This window comes from Pseudomonas sp. TE24901 (assembly GCF_054058375.1).
Map to the genome: position 1 here is coordinate 134,600 of NZ_JBSSAF010000003.1, position 14,821 is coordinate 149,420.

The 14,821-nt window shown below is 60.8% G+C and carries 15 protein-coding genes; 7 read left to right on the plus strand and 8 right to left on the minus strand.

Going from position 1 to position 14,821, the window contains the following annotated elements; all coding sequences use genetic code 11:
- Positions 1 to 99: 99 nt before the first annotated feature.
- A complete protein-coding gene (locus tag ACVWVP_RS06835; RefSeq protein WP_457404915.1) occupies positions 100 to 2,169 on the minus strand; it encodes an AsmA family protein in 2,070 nt (689 codons plus the stop codon).
- 345 nt (positions 2,170 to 2,514) lie between these two features.
- Here ACVWVP_RS06835 and ACVWVP_RS06840 point away from each other — a divergent pair, with 345 nt between their 5' ends.
- Complete coding sequence (locus ACVWVP_RS06840) at positions 2,515 to 2,883, plus strand: hypothetical protein (protein WP_178918403.1); 369 nt, start codon at positions 2,515 to 2,517, stop codon at positions 2,881 to 2,883.
- A 150-nt stretch (positions 2,884 to 3,033) separates the two neighbouring features.
- Complete coding sequence (locus ACVWVP_RS06845) at positions 3,034 to 3,666, plus strand: TetR family transcriptional regulator (protein WP_178918402.1); 633 nt, start codon at positions 3,034 to 3,036, stop codon at positions 3,664 to 3,666.
- A gap of 5 nt (positions 3,667 to 3,671) precedes the next feature.
- Here ACVWVP_RS06845 and ACVWVP_RS06850 read toward each other — a convergent pair whose 3' ends face one another.
- Positions 3,672 to 4,178 (minus strand): C40 family peptidase, encoded by a 507-nt coding sequence (locus ACVWVP_RS06850; protein ID WP_259172638.1) that lies wholly within the window; start codon positions 4,176 to 4,178, stop codon positions 3,672 to 3,674.
- 339 nt (positions 4,179 to 4,517) lie between these two features.
- Here ACVWVP_RS06850 and ureE point away from each other — a divergent pair, with 339 nt between their 5' ends.
- From ureE to ACVWVP_RS06875, 5 genes are all read left to right on the plus strand, one after another.
- Positions 4,518 to 5,018, plus strand: a complete 501-nt coding sequence (ureE, locus tag ACVWVP_RS06855; RefSeq protein ID WP_178918400.1) for an urease accessory protein UreE — start codon at positions 4,518 to 4,520, stop codon at positions 5,016 to 5,018.
- Positions 5,015 to 5,689, plus strand: coding sequence for an urease accessory protein UreF (locus tag ACVWVP_RS06860; RefSeq protein WP_457404919.1), 675 nt, complete (start codon positions 5,015 to 5,017; stop codon positions 5,687 to 5,689). Before ureE ends, ACVWVP_RS06860 begins: the two co-directional genes overlap by 4 nt.
- A 24-nt stretch (positions 5,690 to 5,713) precedes the next feature.
- Positions 5,714 to 6,328: an urease accessory protein UreG gene (ureG, locus tag ACVWVP_RS06865; protein WP_016972570.1), complete on the plus strand. Its 615-nt coding sequence runs from the start codon at positions 5,714 to 5,716 to the stop codon at positions 6,326 to 6,328.
- A 24-nt stretch (positions 6,329 to 6,352) separates the two neighbouring features.
- Positions 6,353 to 6,925, plus strand: coding sequence for a HupE/UreJ family protein (locus ACVWVP_RS06870; RefSeq protein WP_457404922.1), 573 nt, complete (start codon positions 6,353 to 6,355; stop codon positions 6,923 to 6,925).
- Between the two features lie 182 nt (positions 6,926 to 7,107).
- A complete protein-coding gene (locus ACVWVP_RS06875) occupies positions 7,108 to 8,217 on the plus strand; it encodes an AGE family epimerase/isomerase (protein ID WP_457404924.1) in 1,110 nt (369 codons plus the stop codon).
- 119 nt (positions 8,218 to 8,336) lie between these two features.
- On the opposite strand, the gene ACVWVP_RS06880 is transcribed toward ACVWVP_RS06875, so the two are convergent.
- The 6 genes from ACVWVP_RS06880 to ACVWVP_RS06905 all read right to left on the minus strand — a co-directional run bounded on the left by ACVWVP_RS06880 (position 8,337) and on the right by ACVWVP_RS06905 (position 14,755).
- Complete coding sequence (locus ACVWVP_RS06880; protein ID WP_457404926.1) at positions 8,337 to 9,242, minus strand: cation diffusion facilitator family transporter; 906 nt, start codon at positions 9,240 to 9,242, stop codon at positions 8,337 to 8,339.
- A gap of 181 nt (positions 9,243 to 9,423) precedes the next feature.
- A complete protein-coding gene (locus ACVWVP_RS06885; RefSeq protein WP_177109927.1) occupies positions 9,424 to 10,191 on the minus strand; it encodes an SDR family oxidoreductase in 768 nt (255 codons plus the stop codon).
- Between the two features lie 784 nt (positions 10,192 to 10,975).
- Entirely contained in the window at positions 10,976 to 11,692 is a 717-nt protein-coding gene (locus ACVWVP_RS06890; RefSeq protein ID WP_178918701.1) for an ABC transporter ATP-binding protein, read from the minus strand.
- Positions 11,689 to 12,564: an ABC transporter ATP-binding protein gene (locus ACVWVP_RS06895; protein WP_457404929.1), complete on the minus strand. Its 876-nt coding sequence runs from the start codon at positions 12,562 to 12,564 to the stop codon at positions 11,689 to 11,691. Before ACVWVP_RS06895 ends, ACVWVP_RS06890 begins: the two co-directional genes overlap by 4 nt.
- Positions 12,561 to 13,838: a high-affinity branched-chain amino acid ABC transporter permease LivM gene (gene livM, locus ACVWVP_RS06900; RefSeq protein ID WP_178918699.1), complete on the minus strand. Its 1,278-nt coding sequence runs from the start codon at positions 13,836 to 13,838 to the stop codon at positions 12,561 to 12,563. Before livM ends, ACVWVP_RS06895 begins: the two co-directional genes overlap by 4 nt.
- Positions 13,839 to 13,840: 2 nt before the next feature.
- The gene (locus ACVWVP_RS06905; protein WP_058423439.1) at positions 13,841 to 14,755 is read right to left on the minus strand and encodes an ABC transporter permease subunit; all 915 of its coding nucleotides are present in this window, start codon (positions 14,753 to 14,755) and stop codon (positions 13,841 to 13,843) included.
- Positions 14,756 to 14,821: the final 66 nt, after the last annotated feature.

Genomic DNA, 14,821 nt, shown 5'->3' on the forward strand with positions numbered 1-14,821 from the left:
TTGCCCGCGATAGCTATGCAACAGTCAACGTATAGGTTGTCTGTTACGGCGCTATCGCAGGCAAGCCAGCTCCCACATTTTTGGTTTCGGTTTCGTCAGTTAGCCCTTCACCGTCTTAGGCGCCTTGCCTTCTTTCATCTGCTGCAACAGCGGTGCGCACTGGTTAGGCACATCACCACTCGGCGCGACCAGCGCCAGCAGCCCGGCCGCAGGCCCGACGATCACACCCAGCGCCACCATCCCCGCACCACGCAGCATCAGCGGTACGGCTTTCACACCAGCATTGGGCTTGATGAACGGCCCGTTGACGTACAGCGGCGAACGCAACGAGAACATGCGAAAGCCCTTGGACTCCGGCGTGATGGTCAGGTCCAGTTGTTCGGTGGCCATGTTCGCGGTGCCGTCGACGTAGATGATCGCGTTCTCGGTATCGAACACGAACAGGCGAGTGGTCGCCAGGCCGGTCTTGATGCCGAAGTCCGCCGCCGCGCAGTTGATCTTCACTTCCTTGTCACCAAACAGGCGACCGACCACGTAGTTGCCCACGTTGAGCCCGGCAATTTCCATCAGGCCACGGCTGATGGCGCCGTCATTGACCAGCATCTTGAGGTTACCGTCGGAGCTGCCCAGCAACGCCGCCACGGAGTTGCCACGTCCGGCGATGTCCGCGTCGCCATTGAGTTCACCAAAGCTGGTTTTCATCGGTTCGAACGTCGGGAACAGTTGCTTGAGCTTGAAGTTGCGCGCAGTGAGTTTGGCGCGACCTTCCATGGGCGTGGTACGGCCGTTCAAGCGAATCTGCGCATCCAGCTTGCCACCGGCCACGCCAAAGCGCAGGGGCTCCAGGCTCAGCTCGCCATCGTTGAGCACCAGATGCGTATAGAGGTCAGTGAAAGGCAACTCGGCACTCTGCACGATGCGCTTGCCGGTGAATTCCACATCGGCATCCATGTCGCGCCAGCGCTCGGTACGGAACTCTTCCACCGGCAGCACTTTGGTCGCGGGCTGTTTGCTTTCGCCACCACGGGCCTTTTGCTTGGCGTTGGAATCGGCGCCGATCAGCGGAGCCAGGTCGGTCATCAGCAGTTGGTTGGACACCAGCGCGCCCGTGAGCTTGGGCCGTGGCTGACTGGCGACGTAGCCCAGGTTGCCATGGATATCGCTGTTGCCGATCTTGCCGTTGAAGTTTTCGTAGGTGAATGAGGCGCCGCTGGCTTCATGCAGCTTGGCGATCAAGTGGCCGTCGGTGGAATACGCCGGCGAATCCGGCAAGGTGACGCCCGTGAGCGGGTAAAGGTTGCCCAGGCTGCTGCCGGAGAGTTTCAGGCGCAGGTCGAGGGCGCCGAGGTTGAGGGGGTCGGTCAACGTACCGGCCACGGCGATGCTGGTGTCGGCGATTTTCACCTGGGCCTGCAAGGGGAACGGTTTGGCCGCGTCCTGCAAGGCGAGCAGGCCGCCGATCTTGCCAGTGCCGTCGAGTTTCTGGCCGTGGTACTGGCCTTTGACCTTGAGGCCGAACGCATAGTCCTGGGGGCTTGATCCTTTTTCCTGGGCCTTCTTGGCATCGGCAGCGCCGACGATTTCACCAAAGGGAATCGGTTTGCCCAGCAGATCGATGGTGACGTCCAATTGCGTCTTGAGGGTCTGGTCGTCGAGGGTTACATGGCCTTTATCGAAGCCGATGGCACCGATGTCCACCACCCAGCTTGACGGTTCGGCATTCGGGTCCTTGGGGTCGAACGTGAAGGTCCAGTTGGCGCGGCCATCGGCCAGGCGCTGCAGGTCGGCGCTCGGTTCAGTGAGGTCGATGCGCGGAATTACCACGCGCTGCGCCAACAACGCCAGCGGCGAGATGCGCAATTCCACGCGCTTGAGGGTGACCATCTGCGGTTTCTTCGACCAGTCGGGGTTGCCCAGTGTCAGGTCCTCGGCAATCACATGCGGCCACGGCACCCAGGCACGCCAGCCGCCTTGATCCGGCTCACGCGCCCACACCACCGCCAGGTTGCCATTGATGGCAAACGGTCGATGCAGCTCTTCGGAGACTTTGGCATTGAGCGGCGGCTTGATGCGGTTCCAATCGAAAAACACCAGGACCAACACCACCACGGCGATTAACAGAGCGAAGCTGGCGCAGCTCCAGACAACGATTTTACGCGTGCGCGTCATTGCACATGACTCCTGAATACGACTAGCTGAACTACAGCTCATAAGGCTACGACTGGCAAACGGCGCGGGGGTTTAACCGGATCATCGTTTTAGTCGCAAAAAGCCAGTTTTCTGATCGAACGGACAGTTTCCAGCATCGACAACGCACCATTGTTACCCAGGGCCGTGTCGAAAATACCCACCACGGTGCAAAACCGCGGGCTTGAGAGGCGCGTTCTAGAGCCTCTGCCGGGAACAATCAATTCTGTTGATTATTACCATTGTGTTTATGAACTTTTATATCGACTTATCGAGAGTAGCATTAGCCCTGTACCCACTTTATCGCCCTCCCAAGGAGCAACCATCATGAAACGCCAAGTACTCGCTACCGTCCTGCTGTCTGTCCTGGCTTCCAGTGCCTTTGCCCTGCCAGCCGCCGAACAGGCCACCCCACAGAACAAAGCGCAAGCCGTTCAGTCCAGCCAGACCCTGGCTCGCAGCGGTTCGCAAGAAGAAGAGAACCGCGACTACGCCAAAGGCGTTGCTGAAAACGGTTCGGAACAAGCCAACAAACGCGCCTACACCGAAGGTGTTGCTGAAGGTGGCCGTGATCGCCTGGAACAGAAAGGCCTGGTTGAAGGCGGTGCTGAACAAGCCAACAAACGCGCTTACACCGACGGTGTTGCCGAAGGTGGTGCAGACCGCCTGCAAGAACTGCATCAAGCTCAGAGCTAAGCCCGTGGTGGCCCAGAAAAAAGCCCGATCTGCCGATCGGGCTTTTGCTTTTATATAGATCGCGCCTCGCACCACCCCCGCCAAGTTCGACGCCAGCAAAGCGGTTTTGCTAGAGTGCGTCGCTGTACTTGCCGACAAAGCCCGCTCGCCATGCTGCCCCGCGCCGAACAGAAGCAACAGACCCGCCTCGCCTTGATGGACGCAGCCCGCCATCTGATGGAGTGTGGCCGTGGGTTTGGCAGCCTGAGCCTGCGCGAAGTGGCGAAGACTGCGGGCATCGTGCCCACCGGGTTCTACCGCCACTTTGACGACATGGACCAGCTCGGGCTGGTGCTGGTCAGTGAAGTCGGCCAGACCTTCCGCGCGACGATTCGCCTGGTACGTCACAACGAATTCGTGATGGGCGGGATCATCGATGCGTCCGTGCGGATCTTCCTCGATGTAGTGTCGGCCAACCGCTCCCAGTTCCTGTTCCTCGCCCGCGAACAGTACGGTGGCAGCCTTGCCGTGCGCCAAGCCATTGGTGCGTTGCGCGAAGACATCACCCGCGACCTGGCGGCCGACCTCACGCTGATGCCCAAGCTCCAGCATCTGGATGCCGAAGGCTTGCATGTGATGGCCGACCTGATCGTCAAGAGCGTGTTCGCCACCCTGCCCGATATCATCGACCCACCGGCCCAGGCGCTACCGGCCCACCTCACGCCCCAGGCAAAAATCACCCAGCAATTGCGCTTCATCTTCATTGGCCTCAAGCACTGGCAAGGCCTGGGCAGCACCGAGTAAGCCGGTCATCCCGACGTGTGAAAGCGTTTGGCGGTGGTGTAGTGCTTGTTCCAGTAACTATTGCTCAACGAATCGATACGCACGTTCTTGCCCGTACGTGGCGAATGAATGAACTTGCCCTGCCCGATGTAAAGGCCGACATGGCTGACCTGACCGCGCCCGTTACCCTTGAAAAACACCGCGTCCCCGGGCTTGAGCGCCCCACGCTTGATGGTCTGTGCCGTTGAACGGTGCATGGCCGCCGTCGTGCGTGGGATCTGGATATTGGCTTGCGTCTTGAACAAATAGACCAGCAAGCTGCTGCAATCGAAACCCTGCTCCGCCGAGGTCCCGCCCCATTTATACGGCGTACCCAACAACTCGTGGGCACGATCGATGACGTCGTCAATGGAGGTGGGTTTTATGCCCTGCAGTGAAGCGCCGAACGCGGTGCGGGGTTGAACATTGGCCGAGGCCGAAGCCGTGAAGAAAGACAGACTGACAATGACTAAACACAAAATTGATCGAAACATGATGAACGTCGCAGTGGATTAAACACGGCGCACAGCCTAAAGAACCCCCGCCTAACGCCATGAACGGAATATCCCCATACCGCGTAGGACAAATCCGTAAAAACACCAGCTCGAAATAGATGAAAGAAACTTCATGCAGCGCAGAGCCGTTCTCAACGCAAAACGCCCAGATCCGGTGCTATAAATCCAGGCACGCACCATTTTGAAACACTCAACGAATCGCCTGACGCCCTATTGGGTGGCACGTCCGTGCCTGCCTACAGGGAAATCCCACTCCCCGGCGTGATTGGCAAGGCCCTTGCTCTAGCTCTTTCATCGCTCTTAGCTGGAAGCTTCCTGATGCTGGTGATCCACCGCCGAATCGCCCCCCAAGCCCTCTGGGCCGCTGAACTGCTGCTGAATTTCGAAGCCCGCAGCAAAAGCCGCCTGCGCTGTTTCAGTGCCGATGGCGAAGACGTCGGCCTGTTCCTGGAGCGCGGCCAGCCGCCGCTGCACGATGGCGAATTCCTACAAGCCGAAGACGGACGTGTCGTACGCGTGCGCGCACGCCCTGAACAACTGCTGCACGTCACCTGCAGCAGCGCCTTTGAGCTGACCCGCGCCGCCTATCACCTGGGCAACCGGCACGTGGCGCTGCAAGTCGGCGACGGCTGGCTGCGCCTGCTCGACGATTACGTACTCAAGGCCATGCTCGAACAACTGGGCGCCACCACCGAAACCATCGAAGCACCGTTCCAGCCGGAACACGGCGCCTATGGCGGTGGCCATCACCATTCACGCCATGGCGATGAAGACTTCAACTACCCGCCCAAGCTGCACCAGTTCGGCGTACGCCTATGAACCCAGCGTGGGCGCTACTGCGCCTGGCCAGCCCGCAATTGCCGATTGGCGGTTACAGCTATTCCCAGGGCCTGGAGATGGCGGTGGAGAATGGCCGCGTCAGCGATGCGGCCAGCGCCCGACGCTGGATCAGCGACCAGTTGCTGCTCAACCTGGCCCGTTTCGAAGCACCGTTGCTGCTCGCCCATTGCTGTGCCGCCGCCGAGCAGGACTGGCCGCGCCTGACGCAGGTGTGCGAGGAACACCGCGCCAGTCGTGAGACCCGCGAGTTGTATCAAGAGAGTCGCCAGATGGGCTACTCCCTGCAGCAGCTGTTAAACGGTTTGCCCGAACTCGACACCGCCGCACGCCGCGTTCTTGAACAACAGGCCGAACCGCACTTGGCGCTCGGCTGGGCCCTGGCCGCCCGCGCCTGGCACATCAGCCCCGAAGACGCCTTGGCCGCGTGGCTGTGGAGCTGGCTGGAAAACCAGTTGGCCGTATTGATGAAAACCCTGCCCCTGGGGCAACAAGCGGCTCAGCGCCTGACCAGTGAGCTGCTGCCCTTATTGCAGCAAGCCCAGCAGGACGCGGGTCGCATCGATCTGAACCACATCGGCAGCGCCGCATTCGGCCTGTCCCTGGCGTGCATGGCCCATGAGCGCCAGTACAGCCGCCTGTTTCGTTCCTAGAGCCCCATTACCTTGGAGAAGCACATGAACACACAACCCCTGCGCGTCGGCATCGGCGGCCCGGTGGGCTCCGGCAAGACCGCGCTGACCCTGGCCCTGTGCCTGGCCCTGCGCGATCGCTACAACCTGGCCGTGGTCACCAACGACATCTATACCCGTGAAGACGCCGACTTCCTGGTGCGCAACCAGGCCCTGGCGCCCGAGCGCATCATCGGCGTGGAAACCGGTGGCTGCCCGCACACCGCGATCCGCGAGGATGCGTCGATCAACCTGGAGGCGGTGGACCAGCTCAACCGGCGCTTTCCCGGCCTGGACCTGATCCTGGTGGAGTCCGGTGGCGACAACCTGTCGGCCACCTTCAGCCCGGAGCTGTCGGACCTGACCATCTACGTGATTGATGTGTCGGCCGGCGACAAGCTGCCACGCAAGGGCGGCCCGGGCATCTGCAAATCCGACTTGCTGGTGATCAATAAGATCGACCTGGCGCCGTTGGTCGGTGCATCGCTGGAGCTGATGAACAGCGACACCACGCGCATGCGCAACGGCAAGCCGTTTGTGTTCAGCAACCAGAAAACCGGTGTCGGCCTGGATGACATCGTCGCCTTTATCGAACGTCAGGGCCTGCTGACTGCGGCCTGATCCCACCCTGAAAGGAGCCTGCTCATGGGTCTCAACAAACTTCTCGCAACCGCCGCCCTGCTGCTCGTCCCCGCCCTCGCCTTCGCTCACCCCGGGCATGGCGATAACGGGCTGGTGGCCGGCATCAGCCACCCGCTGGGCGGTATTGATCACTTGCTGGCCATGGTCGCTGTCGGCCTGTGGGCCGCGCAGCAAAAAGGCAATGCGCGCTGGGCCCTGCCGTGTGCGTTCGTCGGCACCATGCTGGTCGGCGGCCTGCTGGGCTTTGAAGGCCTGGAACTGCCGGCCCTGGAAAGCGGGATCGCCGCCTCGGTACTCGCCCTGGGCCTGGCAGTGGCCTTGGCCGTTCGTCCGCCGTTGTTCGTGGCGGTGGGGGCGACGGCATTGTTTGCCTTGTTCCACGGCGTAGCCCATGGCCTTGAACTGCCGGACATGTCCAGCCCTTGGGCGTATGCGGCCGGGTTTGTCGGCGCGACCGCCGTGTTGCACGCTGCCGGTTATGCCGTGGTGCGCTTCCTGCCAGCAGCGGCGGCGCCGTTGGTACGGGTGGCTGGGGCGGCTTCGGCGGCGACTGGGGTTTGGTTGCTGGCGGGCTGATTTGCGGCGTTAACAAGGGCCTCTTCGCGAGCAAGCCCGCTCCCACATTCTGACCGTATTTCAAGGATGTATTCGGTCAGAATGTGGGAGCGGGCTTGCTCGCGAAAGCGCCCGCACAAACACCCTATATCTCAACCCTGCTACCATGCGCGCCTACACCCCTGCCGTGACGACGCCAGCCAATGCCCACCGCTCCAAACTCCGCCTTGAACGCCGTGCTCACGCACTTCCACAGCCTGATCGTGCCGCTCTGGCAGGGCCCGGGCTGGAATGCCGACCTGGCCTTGCCCTATGAGGCACTGGACGCCGATCATCAGCCGCTGCCCCCGCAACGCTACCGCGCCATGGCCTGCGCCCGGCAGCTGTACCTGTTCGCCAGCCTGATCGGCGAACCCGGCGCCGAGTTTGCCGAGGAGCGCGCCGCTGCGCTGTTCCGGTCCTTGCAACGGCATTTCCACGATGCCGAGCACGGCGGCTGGTTCTACAGCATCGACCCGGCCGGCAAGCCGCTGGACAAGCGCAAAGACCTCTACACCCACGCCTTCATCATCTTCGCCTGTGCCCACTACTGGGCCAAAGTGCGCGAGCCGCTGGTGGAGTCGGTGCTCAACGCCGCCCTGGAAGTGGTTGCGCAGCGCTTTGCCACCGGCGACGGCCTGTACGAAGCGGTGCTGGAACGCAATTGGTCGTCCCTCAAGTCCGGCCCGCTGCAGAACCCGTTGATGCACCTGGCCGAAGGTTTCCTCGCCACCCTCGCGGTGCGCGACGATGCCGACGTGCAAGCGGCGTTGCTGGCCTTGGCGACGGCCATGCAGCAGCGTTTCATCGACCGCCAACATGGCGTGATGATGGAAAAACCGCTGGGCGCTGTGGATAACTGGTTTGAACCTGGCCACCAGTTCGAGTGGTTCTTTTTGTTGGAATCGTCCGACGTGCTGCGCGGCACGCCGCTGCATGCGTCATTGACCCGCGCGTTTGCCTACGCCGAGCAAAAAGGTGTGGATAACGTGACAGGGGCCGTCAGCGGCATGCTGGCCCTGGACGGCACCGTGCGCGACGGCACGCAGCGTATCTGGGCCCAGGCCGAGTATTTGCGGGCACTGACCTTGCGGCCGAACAGCGAAGCGGTGCTGCAGCGTCAGTTACGCGCGCTGCAACTGCGGTTCTTGCATGAAAAGGGTTGGAATGAGTGCCTGAATGATCAGGGGCTTGTCAGCCGGCGGGATATGCCGTCGACCACACCTTATCATTTGGCGACCTGTTATCAGGGGTTGATCCAGCATTTCGGGTGACTTCCAGGGCCTCTTCGCGAGCAAGCCCGCTCCCACATTTTGACCGAGTACATCCTTGGAATGCGGTCGAATGTGGGAGCGGGCTTGCTCGCGAAGGCGTCAACTCCGTTTGACTGACCTCACGCAATCCACTTGCGATCCCCGGTAAAGCTGATGGTCAACCAGCGCGCCGCATCCGGTTTCCCCAGCCCTGTGGATATCTCTTCGCGCAGCCCATCCAGGGTCGCGACGTTGTCCACCGGGTAATCCGCCGGCAACACCACATGAATCTCGATAAACCGCGCCCGCCCGTGCTTTTGCACGTAAGACACGTAGTCGTCGAAACCATACTTGGCCTGGGCCGCTTCCATCACTTCGCGCACCTTGTCATCCAACTGGTCCGGGGCAATCCCCAGCACCTCGCGCAAGGCCGGGCGCAGGATCTTCAGCGCCGGCGCCAGCATGCTCAGGGCCAGCAGGATCAGGATCAACGGGTCGACGTACACCGCCCACTCGCCGTAGCCCTGGGACTTGAGCAACAGTGCCGCTAAAAAGCTGATCAGCAAGCCTATCGACAGCATCGCGTCCACCAGCCAGCTGATGTTATCGAACTGGATCAGCGAAGACTTGAGTGTGCGATTGCGATAGCGCACGTAGAAGAAGTAGGCGAATTCCACGACGGTGAAGACCGCCGCATAAATGATCACCAGCCCCAACTCGATTTCGCGCCCGCCATTGATAATGCCGAACACGCCGTTGAGGAATGCATAGATGGCGATCAACAACAGGAAACTGCCTTCGATCAGCAACACCATGGGTTCCAGGTGCCAATAGCCGAACTGGAAGCGCTCGTTGCTTTTCTTGGCGATCAGCTTGGCCGTGATCAGCATCAACACCTTGATGGCGGTGGCGATCAGCGAGAAAAAGCCGTCGAACAGAATGGACTGGGCGCCAGAGACCACACCCGTGACAATCCCGGCGATCGCGACGGCGAACATCAGGATCGTTGATTGCTTGAGCAGTGCCTGCTCACCTCGGTTACTCACATTTCCTCCCGTCAAAACCTTAAATCCGCACAGTGCGGAGGGGTTTTCAGGAGGGGAGTGTACCTTATGGCCTGTTTTTGACCGATATGACGCCATCGCAGGCAAGCCAGCTCCCACATTTGAATGTATTCACAAATCCAAGTGTGGGAGCTGGCTTGCCTGCGATGGGCGCGGCGCGGTCTTAAGCCTTGGCCCCACGCTCAATCGCAAACCCAGCCCAGGTCTGGCTCACCGGCATCAGCTCCAACCGGTTGATGTTCACATGCGCCGGGGTGTTCATGACCCAGAAGATCGTGTCGGCAATGTCCTGCGGCTGGATCGGCTCGGCGCCGGCGTAAGTCGCGTCGTAACGCGCCTGGTCACCGCCAAAGCGCACCAGCGAGAACTCGCTCTCACACAACCCTGGCTCGATGTTGGTCACGCGCACGCCGGTGCCTTGCAGGTCGCAACGCAGGTTTAGCGAAAACTGCTTCACGAACGCCTTGGAGCCGCCATACACGTGACTGCCCGGGTACGGGTAGTTGCCGGCGATGGAACCCAGGTTGATGATGCCCGCGCCACGGCCGTGCGCGATCAGGCGTGGCAGCAACAGGTTGGTGGTGGTCAGCAGGCCCTTGATGTTGGTGTCGACCATGGTTTCCCAATCGTCGAGGTTGCACTTGGGCGCAGGGTCGGTGCCCACGGCCAGGCCGGCGTTGTTGATCAGCCCGCGAAGCTTGGCGAACGACGGCGGCAGGTTGGCGATGGCGTCCTCCATGCCCTTGCGGTCACGCACGTCCACCACCAGGCCGTGGACTTCGGTTTGCTTGGACAGCTCTTCGACCAGCGCATTGAGGCGGTCGGCACGACGGCCAGTGAGCACCAGTTTCCAGCCGGCTTCGGCAAAACGGCGGGCGCAGGCCTCGCCAAAACCGGAAGTTGCGCCAGTAATAAACAGCGTGTCGGACATGGTGTTCTCCTTGCGGGCATCGGGAAAAAATCAGCCAGCAGAATGCCCTTACGCCGCCGTGGCGGCAACCGCTATGCGTATAACTTCATGCAAGCCTGATCATTTATTAACCATATCTCGAAAAGCCTTATAAACCGTGGCCTGCAGCCATATGCACGCAGGTTATCCACAACTGCGCCCACAGTCTTTGGGGGCAAGTGCAAAAAGCCTCAGGCCCCTGTGTGCGGGGCTTGCAGGCGGTTTTAGAAAGTTTTTGCTTGACCTGGGCGGGGCCGTATGTAGGCCCATCTCGCGAAGGGAAAACCGAGCGATGGCTCCAGGCCAGTCATTCCGGCCTCTGCGGAGGTCTTTCCAGAGTTTAATCACAGACTTATCCACAGGCTGAGTGGACATAAATCGGTCATATACCTGTGTCTTTAAACAGGTTGACAAAGCCCTCGAAGGGCCACGAAAAAACCGCTGTTCAAAAAACAACCGCCGCGCTACAGGCCACGTATTCAGTGGCTTTCAGCCAGCTACTCCCACGTTACCCACAGCCGGTTCCACAGCGGATGGGGACAAGTCAAAACTGTGACAAAACAGGGATTTGCGGCGGCTATATGTCGCGCTTTGGAGGGGAGCCAGATTTGTTTTCCACAATTTGGCATCGGCCTTGTGAACACCACAAAACAAATGTGGGAGCGGGCTTGCTCGCGAAAGCGGTGGGTCAGTTACAGATGCACTGACTGACACACCGCTTTCGCGAGCAAGCCCGCTCCCACAGGGGCCTGCGTCAAATTTTAATCTAGTGACCGCCGAGGTAGGCGTTGCGCACTTCCTCGTTGACCAACAGCTCTTTACCGGTGCCGGTCAGGCGGATCTCCCCGTTGACCATCACATACGCCCGGTCCGACAGGCGCAGCGCATGGTTGGCATTCTGCTCCACCAGGAAGATGGTCATGCCGGTGGCCGCCAGCTCGCGCAGGGTGGCGAAGATCTGCTTCACCACAATCGGCGCCAGGCCCAGGCTCGGTTCGTCCAGCAACAGCAGCTTGGGCCGGCTCATCAGCGCACGGGCAATGGCAAGCATTTGCTGCTCGCCACCGGACATGGTCATGGCCCGCTGGTTACGCCGCTCCTTGAGCCGTGGGAACAGCTCGAACATGCGCTGCATGTCTTCTTGGGCGAACTTGTCACCAATGGGGATGGTGCCCATCAGCAGGTTTTCCTCGACGGTCATGTCGGGGAACACCCGCCGCCCTTCCGGCGATTGCGCAATGCCGTTGGAGGCGATGTAGTGGGACGACTTGTGGGTGATGTCGACGCCGTTGTAGATGATCTGCCCCGACTCCGCCCGTGGCTGGCCGAAGATCGACATCAGCAGCGTGGATTTACCCGCGCCGTTGGAGCCGATCAGGCTCACGGTTTCGCCTTCGTTGATGTGCAGCGAGACTTTTTTCAGGGCCTGGATCGGGCCGTAGAACACGTCCAGGTCCTTCATTTCGAGGATAGGCCCGTTCATACAAGCTCCTCTTCGTCGGCGCCCAGGTAGGCCGCAATCACTTTCGGGTCGTTGCGGATCGCGTCCGGCCCGCCTTCGGCGATCACGTTGCCGTGGTCCAGCACCACGATGTGGTCGGAAATACTCATCACCATGCCCATGTCGTGTTCGATCAGCACCACCGTGAGGTCGTGTTCGTCGCGCAACAGGCGAATCATCGCGCTGAGGGCTTCGGTTTCCTGAGGATTGAGGCCCGCTGCCGGTTCGTCCAGGCAGATGATCTGCGGCCGGGTGCACATGGCGCGGGCGATTTCCAGGCGGCGCTGCTGGCCGTAGGAAAGCTCACCGGCCAGGCGGTTGGCGCAGTCCACCAGGTCCACCACTTCCAGCCAGTAGAAGGCGTGGTCGAGGGCGTCGCTTTCAGCCTTGCGGTAGCCCTTGGTATTGAGAATGCCCGCCAGCATGTTGCGGTTAACCCACATGTGCTGGGCCACCAGCAGGTTTTCCAGCACCGACATTTCCTTGAACAGGCGAATGTTCTGGAAGGTCCGGGCCAGGCCCGCGCGGTTCACCAGGTGGGTGCCGCCGAACATCTTGTAGTAGACGCGGCTGAGGAAGCTTTTCGGCGAAACAAAGTCGACAGGCTGGAAACGCTCGCCGAGCAACTGGATCACATTGGTCTGCTTGCCACGCACGTTGAGTTCGATCTTGCCGCCGCTGGCTTTGTAAAAGCCGGTGAGGCAGTTGAACACCGTGGTCTTGCCGGCGCCGTTGGGGCCGATCAGGGCGAAGATTGAGTTGCGTTCGACCTTGAGGCTCACATCGCTCAAGGCCTTGATGCCACCGAAGTGCATCATCAAATGCTCAACGGAAAGGACGACTTCCTTGCTCATGGCGCCACTCCTTTACGTGGGGTCACACCGGTACGGCTGATGCGGATCAAGCCGCGCGGTCGCCAGATCATCATCACCACCATCAACACGCCAAACAGCAGCACGCGGTATTCGGAGAAGCTGCGCAGCAGTTCCGGCGCGACGGTCAGGACGAACGCCGCGATCACCACGCCCACCGTCGACCCCATGCCACCCAACACCACGATGGCCAGGATCAGCGCCGACTCGAAGAAGGTGAACGACGACGGGTTGACGAAGCCTTGATAGCTGGCAAAAAACACCCCGGCCAAACCGGCAGTGGAGGCGCCGATGGTAAAAGCCGAGAGCTTGACCAGCACGTGGTTCAGGCCCATGGAACGGCAGGCGATTTCATCTTCGCGCAAGGCTTCCCAGGCGCGGCCCACCGGCATACGGGTCAGGCGGTGCTTGATGTACAGCACGGCCAGCACCACCAGAAACAGCACGATGTAGATGAACATGAACTTGATGTTGGGGTTGTAATCGATGCCGAAGAACTCGTGGAAGGGAATCCCGCCGTCCTTCGCCTTGCGCCCGAACTCCAGGCCGAGGAAGGTCGGCGACGGCACCGGCATGCCGTTCGGGCCACCGGTGAACGACAGCCAGTTGTTGAGCACCAGGCGGATGATTTCACCAAAGCCCAGGGTCACGATCGCCAGGTAGTCGCCGTGCATGCGCAACACCGGGAACCCGAGTATGCACCCTGCCAGCGCCGCACAGATTGCCGCCAGCGGCAGCACCGTCCAGAAGCCGAGGCCCAGGTATTGGTAGCCCAGCGCCAGGCCGTAGGCGCCGATGGCGTAGAACGCCACGTAACCCAGGTCGAGCAAGCCGGCCAGGCCGACCACGATGTTCAGGCCCAGGCCCAGCAACACGTAGATCAGCCCGAGGATCACCACGGTCAGCAGGTACTTGTTGGCGAAGATCGGGAACACGATGGCGATCACGATCAGCGCCGGGATGATCCAGCGCAGCCGCGACTTGTAGTCCGGTGGCAGCACATGCACGCCGGAGCCACTGCTCTCGAAGCCTTGCAGGATCTTCAGGCCCTTGGGGGTTTGCAGGAACAGGCTCAGGGCGAAGCGGCCGGCCATCACGATGGCGACCAGCGAGGCCACGCGGGCCGGTTCCAGGTTGAAGCTGTAGCCGTCGAGGACCACGCCGACGATCGGGCCGAACACAATCAGCGAAATCAGCCCGGCGAGGATCGTGTCGACCACACTTTTCTTGATATCAATCGATTTGGCAGCAGACATGTTTACACCTTCGCCACGAGTGGGCGACCGAGCAGGCCCTGGGGACGGAAAATCAGAATCACCACCAGCAGGGAGAAACTGAACACGTCTTTGTAGTCAGAGTTGATCAACCCCGAGAACAACGACTCGGAAATACCCAGGATGATCCCGCCAAGCATGGCCCCAGGCAGGGAGCCGATGCCGCCGAGTACCGCTGCGGTAAATGCCTTGATGCCGATGATGAAGCCGGCATAGAAGTCGAAGGTGCCGTAGTTCAAGGTGATCAATACGCCGGCCAGGGCGGCCATGGCGGCACCGATGACAAACACGTAGGAAATCACGCGGTCGGTGTTGATGCCGAGGATGGAAGCCATCTTGCGGTCTTGCTGGGTGGCGCGGCACATGCGGCCGAGCTTGGTGTATTTGATGACATAGGTCAGCAGGGCCATGCCTGCGAAGGCTGCGACCAGGATGAAGACCTTGGTGTACGTCAACTGAACAAAGCCTGTGCCGAAGTCGACACGCCAGGCCCCGGCCAGCAGGGTGGGAATACCTTGTTGCTTGGCGCCCTGGGCGATCTGGGCGTAGTTCTGCAGGATCAGGGAGATGCCGATGGCGCTGATCAGCGGTGCCAGTCGGGTGGAATTGCGCAGCGGTTTGTAGGCGACACGCTCGATGACCCAACCGTAAACGCCGGTGACGACCACGGTGAAGATCAAGGTGCCGAGAATGAGCAGCGGGAAGGATTCGATGCCGAAGTAAGCCAGCAGTGCCAGACTGATCGCCGCGAGGTAAGCGGAAATCATATAAACCTCGCCATGGGCGAAGTTGATCATGCCAATGATGCCATAGACCATTGTGTAGCCGATGGCGATCAGGCCATAGACCGACCCGAGGGTCAGGCCGTTGACCAGTTGCTGCAGGAAAATACCATCCATAACGCAATCTCACGCGGTGAGCACCTGCACACCGGTGGGTGTGCGGCGCTTCTGGAGGAAAAGACA

Coding starts and splice junctions, on each gene's coding strand:
- ACVWVP_RS06835 (WP_457404915.1), bottom strand. CDS start 2,169: ATGACGCGCACGCGTAAAATCGTTGTCTGGAGCTGCGCCAGCTTCGCT.
- ACVWVP_RS06840 (WP_178918403.1), top strand. CDS start 2,515: ATGAAACGCCAAGTACTCGCTACCGTCCTGCTGTCTGTCCTGGCTTCC.
- ACVWVP_RS06845 (WP_178918402.1), top strand. CDS start 3,034: ATGCTGCCCCGCGCCGAACAGAAGCAACAGACCCGCCTCGCCTTGATG.
- ACVWVP_RS06850 (WP_259172638.1), bottom strand. CDS start 4,178: ATGTTTCGATCAATTTTGTGTTTAGTCATTGTCAGTCTGTCTTTCTTC.
- ureE (WP_178918400.1), top strand. CDS start 4,518: ATGCTGGTGATCCACCGCCGAATCGCCCCCCAAGCCCTCTGGGCCGCT.
- ACVWVP_RS06860 (WP_457404919.1), top strand. CDS start 5,015: ATGAACCCAGCGTGGGCGCTACTGCGCCTGGCCAGCCCGCAATTGCCG.
- ureG (WP_016972570.1), top strand. CDS start 5,714: ATGAACACACAACCCCTGCGCGTCGGCATCGGCGGCCCGGTGGGCTCC.
- ACVWVP_RS06870 (WP_457404922.1), top strand. CDS start 6,353: ATGGGTCTCAACAAACTTCTCGCAACCGCCGCCCTGCTGCTCGTCCCC.
- ACVWVP_RS06875 (WP_457404924.1), top strand. CDS start 7,108: ATGCCCACCGCTCCAAACTCCGCCTTGAACGCCGTGCTCACGCACTTC.
- ACVWVP_RS06885 (WP_177109927.1), bottom strand. CDS start 10,191: ATGTCCGACACGCTGTTTATTACTGGCGCAACTTCCGGTTTTGGCGAG.
- ACVWVP_RS06890 (WP_178918701.1), bottom strand. CDS start 11,692: ATGAACGGGCCTATCCTCGAAATGAAGGACCTGGACGTGTTCTACGGC.
- ACVWVP_RS06895 (WP_457404929.1), bottom strand. CDS start 12,564: ATGAGCAAGGAAGTCGTCCTTTCCGTTGAGCATTTGATGATGCACTTC.
- livM (WP_178918699.1), bottom strand. CDS start 13,838: ATGTCTGCTGCCAAATCGATTGATATCAAGAAAAGTGTGGTCGACACG.
- ACVWVP_RS06905 (WP_058423439.1), bottom strand. CDS start 14,755: ATGGATGGTATTTTCCTGCAGCAACTGGTCAACGGCCTGACCCTCGGG.